Source organism: Streptomyces sparsogenes (genome assembly GCF_001704635.1).
Lineage (GTDB): Bacteria > Actinomycetota > Actinomycetes > Streptomycetales > Streptomycetaceae > Streptomyces > Streptomyces sparsogenes.
The window spans coordinates 38,089-54,175 of record NZ_MAXF01000098.1; the positions used below are offsets into that span (position 1 = coordinate 38,089).

The following is a 16,087-nucleotide window of genomic DNA, read 5'->3' on the forward strand; positions in this document are numbered from 1 at the left end:
TAATCCATTGTGCGACAGGGGCGTTGGGCTTACGGCCGGAAGGGGAGGGGGCGGTGTGTCGGCTGGGGCTGCCGTTCCGTATGTGCGCGTTTTTGTGGTGAGTATGGGACGGCGACACGCCGATGCGACGGCGTGTCGCTGTCCCATACTCACCGCAAAGCGTGGATTGGGGCGCCGGTACGGGCGTCAGGTAGCCCGATCCTCGGTGGCGGGACTCAGGAGGGTGGAGGCGTCGGCCGTCCACTCGACGCCGCCGCGCGCCGGGCGGAGGAAGGCGACGTGGGGACCGGTGACCTGGTGGTCGAAGCACAGCTCGGCGGTGGGGTGCACCGCTTGTACGACGCCGGTCCGGCCGCTGACGGGGTCGTAGGCGAGCTGGCCGGGGCCGGGAAGGCGGTCCGGGCGGGGCAGGCGGCCGGGGCCGGGCACGGGCTCCTGGCGGCGGGCACTGCTTTTGGGTCCGGCGTTCATGCGGCGCGTCCCCCTCCGGGCTGACTGGGGATGTGGACGGTGTGGGTGGGGTGCCGGCGGCGCAGCACCTCGTAGTCGGTCGCCTTGCTGTAGTCCCCGGCCTGCTTGGCCTGTTCGCGCAGCGCCTGGTAGTGGCGGCAGGTGGGGCAGGTGTCGTCGGTCATCGGTCACTTTCGGTGGGTGGGGGTGTGGGTGTGGGGCTGTTGGTCGGCGAGACGCCACAGCTCGTCGAGGGCGGGGGTGTTGGGTGAGGGGTGGGCTGCTTCCTGGTTTGCGGCGGGAGGTCTGGGCGACGGCGAGGGCGTGTCGGGGCTCATGGGGTGGCGGCTCCGTGCTTCCGGCGCTGAAGTCCTGCGGCGTGCCGCCGTGCGAGGTCTTCGCGGAGGGCCCCGCAGAAGAGGACGTCCAGTGTGTCTGCCGTTGATGGCTCGCTCGGGGCCGCCGCGACCCACCCGCGTCGTCGCGCCACTTCCCGCATCTCGCGGGTTACGCGGTCTGCGACGCGGTGGAGTTTGGGGGAGGCGGGGGTTGTGGGTTTCGGGGGTCGTGTGGATTCGATGGCGTGTTCGGTGGGAAACACCTTGGGGGGTTCTTTCTGACCTGGATGCTTCTTGCGAGGTTTAATCACTCTGTGTACTCCCAGCGTTGCCGTGAGGAACAGCAGGCAACAGGGGATTGCGCACACCAAGAGGCTTGGGGTGAGGGGAGACCCGCAGATGAATGGGGCGATGAAGGAAGGACAGGAACCGCTCAGCGGAGCCGCGTTCTTTGGTGCCGAGGTGCGAGCCTGGAGGCTGAAGGCCGGGCTGAGTCAGCGGGAGTTGGGCTTGAAGGCCAACTACGGGCAGCAGTATGTGGCCAAGGTCGAGGCGGGGGAGCGGTTGGCGAGCCCTGAGTTCGCCGACGCGTGTGACCGGGTCTTCGGCACGCCGGGCACGTTCGCGCGGCTACGGCAGCGGGCCAGTCAGCACGGCTATCCGGAATGGTTCGTGCCGTACGTGCAGTTGGAGCGGCAGGCGACGGGTATCTCCAACTACTCGGTGGCTCGCGTTACGGGCCTGCTTCAGACGGCTGATTACGCTCGTGCTGTCTTCCGAGCTGCTCATCCACGGGACGGGGCGGAAACGATCGACGCCAAGGTGGAACGACGGCTCCGGCGGCGTGCGGTGATGGAGAAGGACACCCCTCCGCTTCTGTGGTGCGTCCTAAACGAGGCTTGTCTACGCATCAACGTAGGAGGGGCGGAGATCATGCGTGCACAGCTTGCTCATGTTCTGGCCGAAGCGGATTCCCCCAATGTGGCCGTTCAGGTTCTACCGTTCGGGGCGGGGGCTCTACCTGCTGGAGAGAGCTTCACTCTCCTTACGTTCAGCGAGGGGCCTGGTGTGGTGTATGAAGACACGGCGATGGGGGGTCGGGTGATCGACTCTCCGGCGGAAGTTGACTACGCGACGGCTACGTACGAGAGGCTACGGGCAGCGGCTCTCCACCCGGATGAGTCGTTGGCGATGATCCGCAGAATCATGGAGGAGTACACCTGATGAGGACTGCCCTCGACCTTTCCGGCGCCAAATGGGTCAAGTCCAGCTACAGCAACGGCCATGAAGGAGAGTGTGTCGAGTTCGCCCCCGACATAGCCAGGATTTCCGGTGCCGTCCCTGTCCGGGACAGTAAGAACCCGAATGGCACGGTCCTTGTCTTCTCGGTGGACGCGTGGGACATGTTCACGGTTGCCGTGAGGAGCGAAGACTTCCCCACTTCCTGAGGAGTAATGCCGCGCGGCCTCGCCGTCTCACTTGGGCGAGAACGGCGAGGCCGCGCGTTTTGCGGCTTCAATTTACGAGCTGCCGCTGAATCGGACCTTGCCAGTTAGCAGGTCGTCCGCCAATCCACCCTTGAGTTTGTGAAGCTTGGCCAGTTCACGAGAAGCGAATAGCAGCCTGCGCTCATATCCTTCCCAAACTGACAGGAAGTAGCGCTGCTTATTGATCGGGACGTGGGGGATCGGGAGAGGGCGAAGATGTTGAAGGTTGATGTTTTTCTGGGCACTCTGAGGTGCCTGGGCCTCAAGGAGGGGCTGGAACCTGTTGATGCACCTCTCTAGAAAACGTGACTCGAACCCCTCGTGCGGGCTAACCCCAACCACGCTGTCGGGGAAGCACATAGATTTTCCGAGGATGGCTGTTTCTCCAATATTAGCCGCGATGGTCACGGCAACGGTTCCTGGAGGGAACTCGCGGCTGACCTTCAATCCGCGTGAGTTCAGATGTTGTGATGCGTCGGTAATTACATTTCCGTTTGCCTGGGTAATGTCGCCCGTCTGGATGAAGCAATACTCCCCTCCGAAATATGATGGATCGTTTCTCGGGCGAGCAGAGAACTTCCCTCTTTCAACTTCGGCCACCTCGCTTAGCGAGATCAGGGGCGCCGTCGAGTACATCTCGGACAGCATGGATTCGATGGATGCGTGACGTGAAAGGTGCAACTTCCTGATGGATGCTGAGATGGCTTGCTCGGATTCCGTGATGGTATCGAGTGCCCGCGCAATCCGTCGCTGGTGATCAAATGAAAGCAGGGGAACTTGCAATCTGGTGAAAAAATCTGCTGGAACTCGGCGCTGTCCGCCTGTTCCAGTCATCATAGACTCGGCCTTGCGTCGGAATTCCCGCGTCATAGTCCAGTGGTGAATGAATTTTGCATGTACGCCCGGATGTGCGCGCAATACATGAAACTCCGTACTTCCGTAGGCGACTCTGCCGTTTAGGCCTGCTACGTATGCCCCCTTTCCGTTTTCCATGCAAGGCGTGATCTTCGCAAAAAGAATGTCGTCATCCTCGAAGGATGGCTGGCCTGCGCTTACTGAGGTTGCTGCCCGTTCGGTCACCCTCAACAATTGGCCGTCGTTGGAGACATCTTCCATGCCCACGTAAGGGACCGTGTCCCCCGAAGGACGTGGCCGAGGGTTAACCTGCACGAGATCAGAAAGCGGCACCCAATCCAGCTCACGCATAACCCAGCTCCTCCAGGAACCCCTCCAGCCGCTTCGCTGCCTCCGCCCGCCGTTCCTCAATCTCCCGGAGCGACACCGCGTACTTGTCCTCCCACACCCGGTACGCCTCGACCAACTCCCGGCGGCGCCGCACCACATGGCCCTCCAGCTTGCCGGCCAGGTCGTCCCGGAGGATGCCGAGCACCACGCGGCGCTCGCCGTCCACCTCTTCCGCCAACGCCTTGCGCGCGCGGGCGAGGCGGGACATCTTCGGAGACTTCTCGGCATCGGCAGGCAGCACATCCGCGAGGACATTCAGCGTGCCCTGCTCGGGCGTCTCGGCAGCCACCGCCTTCTTCTTCGCCTTCGGTCGCCCCCGCCCGGAGGGCTCCAGCGGCCAGAAGTCGTTTTCCAGCCGCTTGACCTCGTTACCCGCCGCCGTGCGGTCCTTCTTCAGCTTGGTCATCTGCGCCTTGCTGAGCACCGCCTCCACGAGCGCCGGATCGATGCCCCCGGAACCGCCGTCGCCCTCACCCTCGCCATCCCCCGACTCGGCCTCCGCCCGCGCCTCCGCGAGCGCCGCCTCCGCCTCCTGTGCGGCCTTGAGCTTGGCGTCCAACTGCGCCTTGTGGCGGTCCGCCGCCGCCAGCTCCTCCAGGAAATCAGAGGCAATGGCGGCGACCACCTTGTGGTCGTACGCCTGACGGCGCTCCGCGCCTGAGCGGTTGCGGGCTCCGCCCGTACGGGGGTCGCGCTCGGGGGCGAGCATGGTTTCGACGTTCTCGACCCAGCCGTCCACCACGCCCTTGAAGCCGCCCACCGACAGGGCCTTCAGCTCGTTGCGCGCGTCCTGCCACCAGCCGGCGACCGCGCCGGCCAGCGCGTACTCGTCCAGCAGCCCGACCTGGAGGAGCTGCGAGCGGAACGAGTCGATCAGATCGGCCCGCAGCCGGGCGAGCTGCCTGCGGCGTTCGCTCTCCGTGCGGTCATCGCCCTCCACCGGTGCCAGCGCGGCGATCTGCTCGGCCTCACGGTCCCACCACTTCGCGAACTCCCCGCGCAGCACGTCCTCACGCGTCCGCGCCAGCTCCGCCAACCGGGCCGCGTCGGGCCGCTGCCCCTCCGGCAGGAAGTCGACGTAATCCGGGTCGCCGGGGCGCTCCGCGAACAGATCCGTCACGCCGATTCCGTACGCGTCGAGTAGCCCCTTCTTCCCCTCGATCTCCGCGCGCGGCACTCCACCCTTCAGATGCGCCCGCACGTCCTGCGGCTCCGGCGGCGGGGTGTTGTCCACATAGCGGCGGATGTTGAGATTGTCGTCGTTGTCCGCGAGTTCCTCGCGGGTGACGCGGCGGGCGAAGCCCTCCACCCCGGTGAAGTTCTCGTCGTCGCGGAAGCGGTGGTACGTCGAGACGATCTTTTCGACGTGCTCGGGCAGCAGCACGTTCTGCGCCCGCTCCGCGTGGAACTCACGGTCGGCGTTGATGAAGAGCACGTCGCGCCCCTGGTGGCGCAGCTTGGCGCCCGGGGCGCGCAGCACGATGACGCAGGCGGGGATGCCGGTGCCGTAGAAGAGGTTCGGGGCCAGTCCGATGACGGCCTCGATCAGGTTCGCGTTCAGCAGCTCGGTACGGATGGCGCGCTCCGCGCCGCCTCGGAACAGAACGCCGTGCGGCATGACGCTGAAGACGGCGCCGCCCTGGTCGCGGACCTGGTACAGCATGTGCTGGAGGAACATCAGGTCGGCCTTGCCGCGCTCCGAGGTCACTCCGTACGGCATGCGAGCCGACTGGTGCTTGACCTCCCCCAGCGTGTAGTCCATGGAGAAGGGCGGATTGCTGAGCACCAGGTCGAATCCGGTGTCCAGGTGCGCCGGATCGGTGAGGGTGTCGCCGGTGCTCAGCCGGAAGCGGTTGGCGCCGTGGAACAGCATGTTCATGGTGGCCATGACCCAGGAGCCGCTGTTGGCGTCCTGCCCGGCCAGCAGCATGCCGTCGGATTCCTCGCCGTGCTCGTCGACGTACTCCTTGGCGTGGATCAGCATGCCGCCCGAGCCGACGCAGGGGTCGTAGATCCGATGCTGCTCCGTGGGGCGGGCCAGCTCCACCATCATGCGCACGACCGCGCGCGGGGTGTAGAACTCGCCGCCCTTGCTGCCCGCCGAGTCGGCGAAGTCCTTGAGCAGGTACTCGTACGCGGCGCCGATCATGTCGGGGAACTCGAAGTCCTCGCCGCGCAGGCGCACGCTCCCGAAGTGGCCGATCAGCGCGGAGAGCCGTTTGTCGGCGAGTTTCGCCGCCGAGGTGCTGCTGCCCGCTCCGCCGCCGATGCGGTTGAAGTTGATGTGGTCGAAGAGACCGCGCAGGGCGGAGTTGCTGGCCTCCAGCTCGCGGAGGGCGGGCTGGAGATACTGGCCGGCCACGTCGTCCACCGCTCCGGACAGCCGCTCCCAGCGGGCTGCCTTGGGCACGTAGAGCGCCTTGCGGGTGGCGTATGTCTCCGCGAAGTCGGCGACTTCCTCGGCGTACTCCTGGGACTCACCTCTCGCCCGCTCCTCGGCGATGATCGCTTCCCGGGCGGCGTCGAACTCGTCGTTGACGCGTTTGAGGAAGAGCAGGACGAGAATGAAGTCGCGGTACTCGGCCGCGTCCATCGTGCCCCGCAGGATGTCCGCCGCCGCGAACAGATGGCGTTCCAACTGGGCGAGCGTGAGCTTTGCCACGTACGAGACTCCCTCTGCTGATGTACTGCCCGGCACCCCGCCCCGTTCGGTCGTGCCGCGCGGCGGAGCCGCATGCGGCAACGGTGTGTGGAACGGCGGGGCTGCCGCAGAGCAGCCTACGGCCTTCGGCGGGAGCGACGGTCAGTAGTCGGTCAGCCCGATGGCGTCCTCGACAAAGCGCCAGACGTCGGTGTATGGGTCCCATTTCTCGCGATCAGGGGAGGTGTGCTGCTCGTTGATCTTCTTCGCGAACTTCTTGGCCTGCTGGTACCCGCCCTCCACCTGTGAGGGGAGCACCAGCTTGGCCTGGTCGTCGGAGACGGACGTCAGGTGCCGACCGTACGTCTTGATGAACTTCGGATTCCGCCGAAGGCGGGCCGATACCTCCCCGCACACACCGCCGAGGGGGGTCGTGTAGTCCTGGTAGTGCAGCAGGCGCCAGAGTTCGAAACAGGGGTGGGAGTACGCGATCTCGACGCCTGCTTTCTGCGCCATGCCGGCCGCCCGCTGTACGCCCTGGTGATCGTCCCGGTCGAAGAGGCACCACACGGAGGGCTGGTACTGCTTCCTCAGATGCCGTGCTTCCCGCGTCACCTTCTTCTTGTGCGCGATGGCGGCCTCGACGATCGTCAGCGGCTTGCGCTCATGAGCGAGGCGCTTCGGACCACGCGTCCCGCCGTGGGTGCGCTCGTCCCACATGATCTCGACAGTGGACTCGACGCCTTCCGCTGTGAAGGTTCCCGCGTCCCGCGCCTGCTGCCTGAAACGGATCAGCGCGTCGATGTAGGAGGGCTCGGTCAGGGTGCCCTCTGTGAAGACATAGACCATCCGGCGGCGAACGGCTCGCCGGGCGGTGCGCTGTGCAGAGTCCTTCCCCCTCTTCGGAGCCATCAGGTCCGCTCCACCTCCGTCGCTCGTGCCATCAGCAGTCTGCGCCCGATCTGTCCCGCGGTGAGCGTGGGGATGCCGCCGAACGCGCCTTCGAGATAGGACCGGGTCAGATCCTCGTCCTCGCCTGGTTCCGCCGCCGTGAGCGGGTACAGCTCCGTGGCCCCATGGCTGTCCTTCTCCGTGAGCCAGATCTGGCCTGGGTCGAGCAGCCTGCCGCCGCTCGGCGCGGACAGCAGCGAGGGATCATGCGAGGTGAAGACCAACTGCGCACCTTTGGGATTGACAAGCGGGTCGTGGAAGAGCCGGACGACCTCGGCGGCGAAGCGCGGATGCAGACTGGAGTCAAGTTCGTCGACCAGCAGCACCGCCCCCTCGTCCAGGGCGAGCAGCAGCGGGCCGAGGAGGGCGTACCAGGAACGGGTGCCGAAGGACTCCCGCTCCCAGGCGATCGCCACTCCCTCCCCCTCCCCGGCGGCATGGATCAGCCGGACGACAGGACGGTCGGTGCCTGGCCGCTGGTCGACGCGGGTGCCCGTGATTCCGAGGTCGGCGACGCGCAGCAACTCCTCGATGCGGGACCGCACCTCGGGGTCCTGGAGCCTTTCCGTCGTGTATGCCTCGCGCTGGAGCCGTTCCGCCTCCGGGTCGATGTCCCAGAGGTTGTCGAAGAACCAGCGGTGGATCCGGCTGAGCTGAGGGTGGTTGTCGGCGGCGGCCCGGGAGAGCAGCAGGGCGTTGGACCGGGTGGTACGGGCAAGGAGCGCGCGGTCCTGGATACGTTCCCCGGGGAAGTGGAACTCCCTGTCGCGTGAGGCGTCCCGGTCGAGCCACTCCTGTCGCCGCCCCTTGGGGTAGGCGTGCAGCCATTCGGCCTCGACCCGGATGTCGCTCAGCTCGAAGCCGTAGGTCCAGCGGACGCCGTCCTCAAGGACGAAGTCCGCCTCGTAGAAGGTGTTCTCGTCGGCCGAGTGTGGATCGAGGGCGAATCGCTCGCGGGGGACGGGCTTGTGGGATCCCCAGCCCGTGTAGGACTTCAGGACGGCCTCACGCATCTTCTTGAGCGAGCTGAGGACGTTCGACTTCCCGGAGGCGTTCGCCCCGAAGATACCCAGGAGAGGGTAGACGTCGAGCGTTTTGCCGTCGGACAGCTTGAGGGCGCGGGCCGTCGCCGGGTCCTCTCCCTGCGGGACGACGAAGGACAGCTCTTGCTCGTCGCGCAGGGACAACGCGTTCGCCACGCGGAATCTCAGCAGCATGCCACCCTCCTCATCGACACAGCGTAACGGTGATGCGGCGGCTTGGAGTGATCGTCTTGTACATCGGGCCGGCCGGCGGCAAGAAAATCATCTTGTCGCGACCATGATCAGGACATAACCTCGCCACCCGAGTCGAACAGCCGCGGGGGGCGGATGTGGCGTTACTCATGGTTGCCGCGACGGTGTACGGCGTGGCGCAGATGCTCGTGGTGTCCTCGCCGGCGCGATCGGCACGGGTTTCCACGGCACTGTTGGCCATCGCGGTGGGTGTCTACGGATGCGGTGTCGTGGCGGCGCTGCTGGAGCTGGCGTACACCCGGAATGCCGCCGAGGCGACCGGGGAGCCGCTGGCCAAGGTCGTGGAAACCGCGAGCTACACGGTCGACCCGGTTGTCGAAGAGCTGATCAAGGTCACGCCGCTGCTGCTGGTCGGGTGGAACATCAAGATCCGCCGTCAGTGGGGGCTCACGGACTTCGTGGTGCTCGGCGCCGGGCTGGGTGCGGGGTTCGGGTTGCTGGAGGCCGTGGCACGGTACGGGCTGGAGGCGGAGCGGGTGATCAGCCATCCGGGCGGCGGCTGGATCATTCCCGACAGCCTTCGCGCGCCCTATGTCCCAGGCCCCGAGCAGGTCTTCTCCGCCTGGTTCCCCGCTCCGCAGGGAACTCTCGAACTGGGTGATCTCTCCCCGGCCGCGGGAACCAGTCCCCATCTGGTCTACACGGCTCTGGCCGCGCTCGGTGTGGGAGTTCTGCTGCGTGCGAGGGGCTGGGTACGGGCCCTCGGCGTCGTGCCCCTGGTCGCCACGTCCGCTCTGCACATGCTCACCAACTACGCCGCCGCGCATCCGACCGACCGGGACGCCGCGTCACGGGTCGATACGTTCCAGGGGGTGCTGTGGGCGGTTCCCCTGGTGTGCCTGGCCGTGGCCCTGACCGCCGATCTGCGGCAGGTGCGGCGTGCGAAACCGGTGGTGCCGGGCGTCCTGCTGCACGCGGAGCGCGCCGGGAGGTCCGGTCTGAGTGCACTCGCGGGGTACGCGGCCTGGTGTGTGCCCTGGTCGACGCTGATCGCCCTGCGTTTCGCACGGCTCCGGCGGTCGCTGTTCTACGGGATGACGGGCGGTGCGCCGTACGCGGGTGCTGAGGTCCTGCACCGCACGGTCGCGTGGGCCGCCTCCCAGATCGACGCCTCCGACCGCGAACAGGCCTGGCGCGGTGTCGACTTACGGGCCGTGCTCCGGGCAGGGGGCGTGCTTCGGGACCCGCGCCGGAAGTGGTTTGTGGTCATCGCCCTCGGGCTGACGATCCCGGCCCTGGCCCTTCTGCTGCTCGGGTCCTTTCCCGCTGCGGCTGAGGTGCAGCGGTACTTCGGCTCGGGCAACGGGCTGTACATCCTGGTCGGCTTCGGGATCGTCGGTCTGCTGCTCACCGGCTGGCAGCTCATGCGGCTGCTGGTCGCCTGGCGGGCGACCCTCGCGCTTCCGCACGGCGAGGTGCTCGCGATCATCCGCCTCCGGATCTGGGTGGCGCTCGGCGGCGGTGTCACGGGTGTGCTGTTGGTGCTGAGGCTGGGGGTCGGCGTGGCGCCGGACGGCCCGGTGATCCGCAACCTCCATCTCCTCGACGCGCTGAACAACTTCCTGGCCTACCTCGGCTTCGCCCTCATGCTGCTGGCCCTCCTCGCCCTCTTCCCACCCGGCGGCGGGCTCGCCCTCGCGACCACAGGAGTGACAGCGGGCGCTGTCACCACCGAGGCGGCCGTTCACGCTGCCGCGCTCGGCACCCTGGGCGTCGTCCTCATGACGGCGGCGTCCGGCAGCGATGCCGGCGGGCGAGAGGAAAGCTCCGGGGACCGGGACCAAGGCCCTGCGCAAAGCGATAAGGGAAGCATTGATGAGACCGAAAAACCGTTCAGCCCAAAGGAGCGTAGAATAGCCGAGACGCTGCAGGCTGAGGGCAAGAGCGTCAAGGCGCTCAAAGAGTCTGCCGTGGATGGTGTCAAGACGCCCGATGCTCTGGTGGATGGAGTGCCGACCGAGTTCAAGACGCTGCAACCGGGAGCCGCTCCCAATGCCGTGAAGAACACACTCAATACAGCGAAAAAGCAGTCCCGAGATGCCGTCGTGGACGCGCGTGGGAGCGGGCTTGACGAGGGTGGCGCGCGAGAAGGCATGGGAAAATTCTTGCGCAACAACCCGCCAGGCCGGATGAACTCTATCAGGATCATCGGCGACGGCTACGACATCAAGTGGCCATAGGGGAGAGCGTGAGCGAATACCATTACGTCTTCATCAGCCCGGGTCGGCCCAGGGAGCGACTTCTCTCGGATATCTCCTACGCCTGCGGAGTCGATCTGAGGTCGGCCTCCTCTGAATTTGTGGATTACTCCGCCAATCTGGGATATGCGGCCGTGGAGGTCGAGCTCTCGCATGAGTACGAGGAAGCCTACGGAATTCCATTCGAGGCGTATGATTCCCTGCTCGCCGTCAGGGACTTTGGTTCGGACTTGGTGCGACAGGAGAACCTCGCGCGCGCGATCTTCAGAAACCTGGCATCCCTGGAGAGATATTCCCTGGCCCTCGTCCTAGACCTGCAAGTTCTGCTCGATTCCGCGATTCCACGGCAAGGGCCCGGCTCCGGCTGATCGGCTGAGACGCGCCCGGCACGCCGCGCCTGGGGGACGTCTGCCGAGGCGCCCGGGTCACTCCAATCGCGCATCCCCGAGTTTTGCGGTGAGCATGGCTCGCCCCAGAAGCGGCAGCCGTCTGCTCAGTTCGTCATGCATCCGTAGTTGTGTGTTGATCTGGTCGAGCGCCCCCGCCAGCGCCCGCTGACTCTCCAGGTCGGGCAACAACACCGGAAGCTCTGACAAGTTCCTGGACGTCAGGGTTTCCACGGCCTGTCCTGGGTTGGCCCGGTTGCTGATCCAGCGGTGCACCGGCGCATGGCCCAGGTAGTGCAGCAGGTAGGACGGGAGGAGTCGGTCATTCGTCACCACGACCCGAAGGCAGGACGTGGCGAACAGCCATCCCTCCTGCTCTTCGGTGATCAAAGCTCGTCGCCCGAGGCCCGTCGTCGACTGGCGAACGAGGACCACGTCGCCCTGACGGAGCCGGAACCGTTCCGCCAGGCTGTTCGCGGTTTCCCCGCTCACCCGCCGGATGCGGCTGGTGTCCACGGCCTGGCGGTCGGTGAGATCGGGGGGTGCGATGACGGGTACACCCTCGATACCCGGCGACAGTTCGTCGAGCAGACCGCCGGAGGGGCCGGGCACGATCTCGCAGAGTTCGCCGAGGGCAAGCCGTTCGTATGTGGGCATCTCAGAGTTCCTTCCGGGTGCCCGGGAGCGCCGGAGCGCAGGCAGTCGGACGCTCGGCGAGGATCTGGGGGATCCGGTCGTCCACGGCCGCCCAGTCGCGCACGTCAGTCGAAAGGTACCCGAGGACGCGATACGCGCTTTCCCGATCGGCGGCGAGGGGCCGGGAGCCGATCGGCTCGTGGTGGGCCACCTGGTTGCGGAGTTCGCGCAGCTTGTTCAGGTCCTGGTGGAGGGGCTTGCGAGGCCCGCTATAGGAAGGGAAGGCATGTCGCAGGGTGGGCCGCCAAAGCCGGGTCTCGTAGTCGTTGCCGGGACCGAGGAGGGAAACCCAGAAGCCCAGCGTGAGCTCGCGCTGCACGGCCCCGGCTGTGGGCATACGTCGGCGGTCGCGGGCCAGCTTCTTCTGGATGGCTGCGATCTTGCTGCGGGAGACATGATGGAGATCGATCTCGGGGTGGTCCCACCAGTCCATCCGGCCGAACCGCGCCGTGAGTTGCTTCGCCATGGCATGTCCGAGTGTCCGCTCCAGATGGCGCAGGAGCGGGAAGAAGGCCGAGGCGATCTCGGCTTCCCAGGCGTACCAGCGCATGGCGCCTTCGCACTTGGGAGAGCAGAGGCTGCCGGCCGGGGAGAATACCTCCGCTCGCACCGCCCTGGCCACCGCGCCGAGGCTTAACTCCTGAGTACGCACCGCACCCCCGCAGGATTGATTCCGTGGTTGACGCCAGGTATGGTCGGCGTGTAAGCCCCGGTGTGCGCCTAGGCATAGCAAGCGCCCCGGGGCGTAGCTCTGTCGCCAGCAGATGCTTTTGGCTTCCGTCAATTAATGAGCCGTCGCCTTCTGACTAATGAAAAGCTACCAGAAGACAGGATCTCTTGTCGCGTAGGTACCTACGCGACTAGCGCGTAGTGATGCGTAGTGGTGCGTAGTAGCGGACACATGAGGAAGCCCGACCGCCGCAGAAACCAGGTCGGGCCTGCGGAACCAGGCCGGGACCGCAGAGGAGCTCAGCAGGCGAGCCGGGCCGTCAGCACTCGATGACGTTGACCGCGAGCCCGCCCCGCGCCGTCTCCTTGTACTTGACCTTCATGTCGGCGCCCGTCTCCTTCATGGTCTTGATGACCTTGTCGAGGGAGACGTGGTGCCGCCCGTCGCCGCGCAGGGCCATGCGGGCCGCCGTGACGGCCTTGACCGAGGCCATGCCGTTGCGCTCGATGCAGGGGATCTGGACGAGGCCGCCCACGGGGTCGCAGGTGAGGCCGAGGTTGTGTTCCATGCCGATCTCGGCGGCGTTCTCGACCTGTTCGGGGGAGCCGCCCAGGACCTCGGCGAGGCCGCCGGCGGCCATGGAGCAGGCGGAGCCGACCTCGCCCTGGCAGCCGACCTCGGCGCCGGAGATGGAGGCGTTCTCCTTGAAGAGCATGCCGATGGCGCCCGCGGCGAGGAGGAAGCGGACGACGCCGTCCTCGTCGGAGCCGGGGACGAAGTGCGTGTAGTAGTGGAGGACGGCGGGGATGATGCCGGCCGCGCCGTTGGTGGGGGCGGTGACCACGCGGCCGCCGGCGGCGTTCTCCTCGTTGACGGCCATGGCGTAGAGGGTGACCCACTCCATGGCGCGGGTGGCCGGGTCGCCCTCGGCGCGCAGGGCGCGGGCGGCGGTGGCGGCGCGGCGGCGGACCTTGAGGCCGCCGGGGAGGATGCCCTCGCGGGACAGGCCGCGCTCGACGCAGCCGCGCATCACCTGCCAGATCTCCAGCAGGCCCTCGCGGATCTCCGTCTCGGTGCGCCAGGCCTTCTCGTTCTCCAGCATCAGCGCGGAGATGGACAGGCCGGTCTCATGGGACAGGCGCAGCAGCTCGTCGCCGGTGCGGAAGGGGTGCTTCAGCACGGTGTCGTCGAGCTTGATGCGGTCCGCGCCGACCGCGTCCTCGTCCACGACGAAGCCGCCGCCGACCGAGTAGTAGGTCTTCTCCAGGAGGGGGAGGCCGTCGGCGTCGTACGCGAAGAGGGTCATGCCGTTGGCGTGGTACGGCAGCGAGCGGCGGCGGTGGAGGACCAGCTCGGCGGACTCGTCGAAGGCGATCTCGTGCTCGGCGCCGATCTCCGCGCCGAGCAGCCGCAGCCGCTTGGTGGTGCGGATGCGCTCCACCTCGTCGTCGGCGGTCTCGACGTCCACGGTGCGGGGGGAGTGGCCCTCCAGGCCGAGGAGGACGGCCTTGGGGGTGCCGTGGCCGTGGCCGGTGGCGCCGAGTGAGCCGAAGAGCTCGGCGCGCACGGCGGAGGTGTGGGCCAGCAGGCCGTCGTTCTTCAGCCGGCGGACGAACATCCGCGCGGCCCGCATGGGGCCGACCGTGTGGGAACTGGACGGTCCGATGCCGATCGAGAAGAGGTCGAAGACGGAGATGGCCACGGGGGAGCTCCTTGGATCTGCACGGAGTGCGTGCGTGTGGTGCGGGGTGGGTGGGGGCGCCGGGGTGGTGCGCCCCCTCCACCTTCCGGCCCGGATTACTTGGTGAGGTCCGGGTACAGCGGGTGCTTGTCGGCGAGCGCGGTGACGCGCGCCTTGAGCGCCTCCGCGTCGTAGGACGGCTTGAGCGCCTCGGCGATGACGTCGGCGACCTCGCGGAAGTCGTCGGCGGTGAAGCCGCGGGTGGCCAGCGCGGGGGTGCCGATGCGCAGGCCGGAGGTCACCATCGGGGGGCGCGGGTCGTTCGGGATGGCGTTGCGGTTGACCGTGATGCCGATCTCGTGGAGGCGGTCCTCGGCCTGCCGGCCGTCCAGCTCGGAGTCGCGCAGGTCGACCAGGACGAGGTGGACGTCGGTGCCGCCGGACAGCACGGCGACGCCGGCCTCGGCCACGTCCGGCTGGGTGAGCCGCTCGGCCAGCAGCTTGGCGCCCTCGAGGGTGCGCTGCTGGCGCTCCTTGAAGGCCGAGCCCGCCGCGATCTTGAAGGCCACGGCCTTGGCGGCGACCACGTGCTCCAGCGGGCCGCCCTGCTGACCGGGGAAGACCGCGGAGTTGATCTTCTTGGCCAGCTCGGCCGTGGAGAGGATCACGCCGCCGCGCGGGCCGCCGAGGGTCTTGTGGGTCGTGGTGGTGACCACATGGGCGTGCGGCACCGGGGAGGGGTGCAGCCCGGCCGCCACCAGGCCCGCGAAGTGGGCCATGTCCACCATCAGGTAGGCGCCGACCTCGTCCGCGATCCGGCGGAAGGCCGCGAAGTCGAGCTGGCGCGGGTACGCCGACCAGCCGGCGATCACCAGCTTGGGGCGGTGCTCCTTGGCCAGCCGCTCGACCTCGTCCATGTCGACCAGGCCGGTCCCGGCGTCCACGTGGTAGGGCACCACGTTGTAGAGCTTGCCGGAGAAGTTGATCTTCATGCCGTGGGTGAGGTGCCCGCCGTGCGCCAGGTTCAGCCCCAGGATGGTGTCGCCGGGGGAGAGCAGGGCGAACATCGCGGCCGCGTTGGCCTGGGCGCCGGAGTGCGGCTGGACGTTGGCCGCCTCGGCCCCGAAGAGCGCCTTGACCCGGTCGATCGCGATCTGCTCGACCACGTCGACGTGCTCACAGCCGCCGTAGTAGCGGCGGCCCGGGTACCCCTCGGCGTACTTGTTGGTCAGGACCGAGCCCTGGGCCTCCATGACCGCGACCGGAGCGAAGTTCTCCGAAGCGATCATCTCCAGGGTGGACTGCTGGCGGTGGAGTTCGGCGTCGACCGCGGCGGCTACGTCCGGGTCGAGCTCGTGCAGGGGGCTGTTGAGAAGCGACATCAGGGTCCCGATCGAAGGAGGGGTCAGTTTTCGGCGAAGGCGGCGTACTCGTCGGCGGAGAGCAGCTCGTCCGGCTCGTCCGTCACCCGCACCTTGAACAGCCAGCCGCCCTCGAAGGGGGCGGAATTCACCAGCGCCGGGTCGTTGACCACATCCTCGTTGATCTCGGTGACCTCGCCGGTGACCGGCGCGTACAGATCGCTGACGGACTTCGTGGACTCCAGCTCACCACAGGTCTCGCCCGCGGTGACCGTCGTGCCGACCTCCGGGAGCTGGACGTAGACGACGTCGCCGAGCGCGTTGGCCGCGAACTCGGTGATGCCGACCGTCGACACGCCGTCCTCGCCGGCGGCCGACAGCCACTCGTGCTCCTTGCTGTAACGCAGCTGCTGGGGGTTGCTCATAATGCGATTCTCCTGGATACGGGGGAGTGCTTGGGAAACGGGTCTTGCCTGGTGGGACAGGCGGTATGGGCGGGTACGCGCGGGAGTGCCCCGGCGCCGCCCGCGCGCCGGGCGGCCCGGCGCGTGCTCGGTGCGGCTCGGCGCCGCTCGTGGGAAGCGCTCAGCGCCGCCCGCAGAGCGCTCAGCGCCGCTCGCGGAAGCGCTCGGCGCCGGTCGTCCAGCGCCCAGCGCCGCCCGCAGAGCGCTCAGCGCCGCTTGGCTTG

The 16,087-nt window shown here is 67.4% G+C and carries 15 protein-coding genes; 4 read left to right on the top strand and 11 right to left on the bottom strand.

The features are described 5' to 3' along the window. Positions 1 to 186 precede the first annotated feature (186 nt). Both BBH68_RS21200 and BBH68_RS42060 read right to left on the bottom strand, forming a co-directional pair. Positions 187 to 471, bottom strand: coding sequence for a hypothetical protein (locus tag BBH68_RS21200; RefSeq protein ID WP_245738191.1), 285 nt, complete (start codon positions 469 to 471; stop codon positions 187 to 189). Beyond that, positions 468 to 635 carry a hypothetical protein gene (locus BBH68_RS42060; RefSeq protein WP_170066584.1) on the bottom strand — a complete coding sequence of 56 codons (168 nt, stop codon included), beginning with the start codon at positions 633 to 635 and terminating at the stop codon, positions 468 to 470. The genes BBH68_RS21200 and BBH68_RS42060 overlap by 4 nt, the downstream gene beginning before the upstream one ends. Before the next feature lie 486 nt (positions 636 to 1,121). Here BBH68_RS42060 and BBH68_RS21205 point away from each other — a divergent pair, with 486 nt between their 5' ends. After that, positions 1,122 to 2,012: a helix-turn-helix domain-containing protein gene (locus BBH68_RS21205; RefSeq protein ID WP_425428830.1), complete on the top strand. Its 891-nt coding sequence runs from the start codon at positions 1,122 to 1,124 to the stop codon at positions 2,010 to 2,012. Next, positions 2,012 to 2,236: a DUF397 domain-containing protein gene (locus BBH68_RS21210; protein WP_065964899.1), complete on the top strand. Its 225-nt coding sequence runs from the start codon at positions 2,012 to 2,014 to the stop codon at positions 2,234 to 2,236. The genes BBH68_RS21205 and BBH68_RS21210 overlap by 1 nt, the downstream gene beginning before the upstream one ends. Before the next feature lie 72 nt (positions 2,237 to 2,308). Here the strand turns inward: BBH68_RS21210 and BBH68_RS39650 are convergent, their stop codons facing one another. The 4 genes from BBH68_RS39650 to BBH68_RS21225 all read right to left on the bottom strand — a co-directional run bounded on the left by BBH68_RS39650 (position 2,309) and on the right by BBH68_RS21225 (position 8,329). After that, entirely contained in the window at positions 2,309 to 3,481 is a 1,173-nt protein-coding gene (locus BBH68_RS39650) for a restriction endonuclease subunit S (protein ID WP_079151117.1), read from the bottom strand. Further along, complete coding sequence (locus BBH68_RS21215) at positions 3,474 to 6,182, bottom strand: type I restriction-modification system subunit M (RefSeq protein WP_065964900.1); 2,709 nt, start codon at positions 6,180 to 6,182, stop codon at positions 3,474 to 3,476. The genes BBH68_RS39650 and BBH68_RS21215 overlap by 8 nt, the downstream gene beginning before the upstream one ends. 141 nt (positions 6,183 to 6,323) lie before the next feature. After that, the gene (locus BBH68_RS21220; protein ID WP_079151118.1) at positions 6,324 to 7,073 is read right to left on the bottom strand and encodes an RloB family protein; all 750 of its coding nucleotides are present in this window, start codon (positions 7,071 to 7,073) and stop codon (positions 6,324 to 6,326) included. Continuing rightward, entirely contained in the window at positions 7,073 to 8,329 is a 1,257-nt protein-coding gene (locus tag BBH68_RS21225; protein WP_065964904.1) for an AAA family ATPase, read from the bottom strand. The genes BBH68_RS21220 and BBH68_RS21225 overlap by 1 nt, the downstream gene beginning before the upstream one ends. Before the next feature lie 200 nt (positions 8,330 to 8,529). On the opposite strand from BBH68_RS21225, the gene BBH68_RS43255 reads away from it, so the two are divergent. Further along, positions 8,530 to 10,587 carry a CdiA C-terminal domain-containing protein gene (locus BBH68_RS43255; protein ID WP_245738196.1) on the top strand — a complete coding sequence of 686 codons (2,058 nt, stop codon included), beginning with the start codon at positions 8,530 to 8,532 and terminating at the stop codon, positions 10,585 to 10,587. An 8-nt stretch (positions 10,588 to 10,595) separates the two neighbouring features. Next, on the top strand, positions 10,596 to 10,973 hold the full coding sequence (locus BBH68_RS21235) for a hypothetical protein (RefSeq protein WP_065964932.1): 378 nt from the start codon (positions 10,596 to 10,598) through the stop codon (positions 10,971 to 10,973). A gap of 57 nt (positions 10,974 to 11,030) precedes the next feature. On the opposite strand, the gene BBH68_RS21240 is transcribed toward BBH68_RS21235, so the two are convergent. The 5 genes from BBH68_RS21240 to gcvH form a co-directional block, all read right to left on the bottom strand. Continuing rightward, entirely contained in the window at positions 11,031 to 11,648 is a 618-nt protein-coding gene (locus BBH68_RS21240) for a restriction endonuclease subunit S domain-containing protein (protein ID WP_065964907.1), read from the bottom strand. A 1-nt stretch (position 11,649) separates the two neighbouring features. Beyond that, on the bottom strand, positions 11,650 to 12,237 hold the full coding sequence (locus BBH68_RS21245; RefSeq protein ID WP_141713035.1) for a hypothetical protein: 588 nt from the start codon (positions 12,235 to 12,237) through the stop codon (positions 11,650 to 11,652). Positions 12,238 to 12,676: 439 nt separating this feature from the next. Further along, positions 12,677 to 14,059, bottom strand: coding sequence for an L-serine ammonia-lyase (locus BBH68_RS21250; RefSeq protein WP_065964910.1), 1,383 nt, complete (start codon positions 14,057 to 14,059; stop codon positions 12,677 to 12,679). Positions 14,060 to 14,154: 95 nt separating this feature from the next. Continuing rightward, positions 14,155 to 15,420, bottom strand: a complete 1,266-nt coding sequence (gene glyA / locus BBH68_RS21255; protein WP_065964912.1) for a serine hydroxymethyltransferase — start codon at positions 15,418 to 15,420, stop codon at positions 14,155 to 14,157. A 23-nt stretch (positions 15,421 to 15,443) separates the two neighbouring features. Continuing rightward, positions 15,444 to 15,824 (bottom strand): glycine cleavage system protein GcvH, encoded by a 381-nt coding sequence (gene gcvH, locus BBH68_RS21260; RefSeq protein ID WP_065964915.1) that lies wholly within the window; start codon positions 15,822 to 15,824, stop codon positions 15,444 to 15,446. Between the last annotated feature and the right edge of the window lie 263 nt (positions 15,825 to 16,087).

Bases quoted from the DNA above. Each gene is read 5' to 3' on its own strand.
- BBH68_RS42060 (WP_170066584.1), bottom strand. From the start codon at position 635: ATGACCGACGACACCTGCCCCACCTGCCGCCACTACCAGGCGCTGCGC.
- BBH68_RS21200 (WP_245738191.1), bottom strand. From the start codon at position 471: ATGAACGCCGGACCCAAAAGCAGTGCCCGCCGCCAGGAGCCCGTGCCC.
- BBH68_RS21210 (WP_065964899.1), top strand. From the start codon at position 2,012: ATGAGGACTGCCCTCGACCTTTCCGGCGCCAAATGGGTCAAGTCCAGC.
- BBH68_RS21225 (WP_065964904.1), bottom strand. From the start codon at position 8,329: ATGCTGCTGAGATTCCGCGTGGCGAACGCGTTGTCCCTGCGCGACGAG.
- BBH68_RS21245 (WP_141713035.1), bottom strand. From the start codon at position 12,237: ATGCGCTGGTACGCCTGGGAAGCCGAGATCGCCTCGGCCTTCTTCCCG.
- glyA (WP_065964912.1), bottom strand. From the start codon at position 15,420: ATGTCGCTTCTCAACAGCCCCCTGCACGAGCTCGACCCGGACGTAGCC.
- BBH68_RS21240 (WP_065964907.1), bottom strand. From the start codon at position 11,648: ATGCCCACATACGAACGGCTTGCCCTCGGCGAACTCTGCGAGATCGTG.
- BBH68_RS39650 (WP_079151117.1), bottom strand. From the start codon at position 3,481: ATGCGTGAGCTGGATTGGGTGCCGCTTTCTGATCTCGTGCAGGTTAAC.
- BBH68_RS43255 (WP_245738196.1), top strand. From the start codon at position 8,530: ATGCTCGTGGTGTCCTCGCCGGCGCGATCGGCACGGGTTTCCACGGCA.
- BBH68_RS21220 (WP_079151118.1), bottom strand. From the start codon at position 7,073: ATGGCTCCGAAGAGGGGGAAGGACTCTGCACAGCGCACCGCCCGGCGA.
- gcvH (WP_065964915.1), bottom strand. From the start codon at position 15,824: ATGAGCAACCCCCAGCAGCTGCGTTACAGCAAGGAGCACGAGTGGCTG.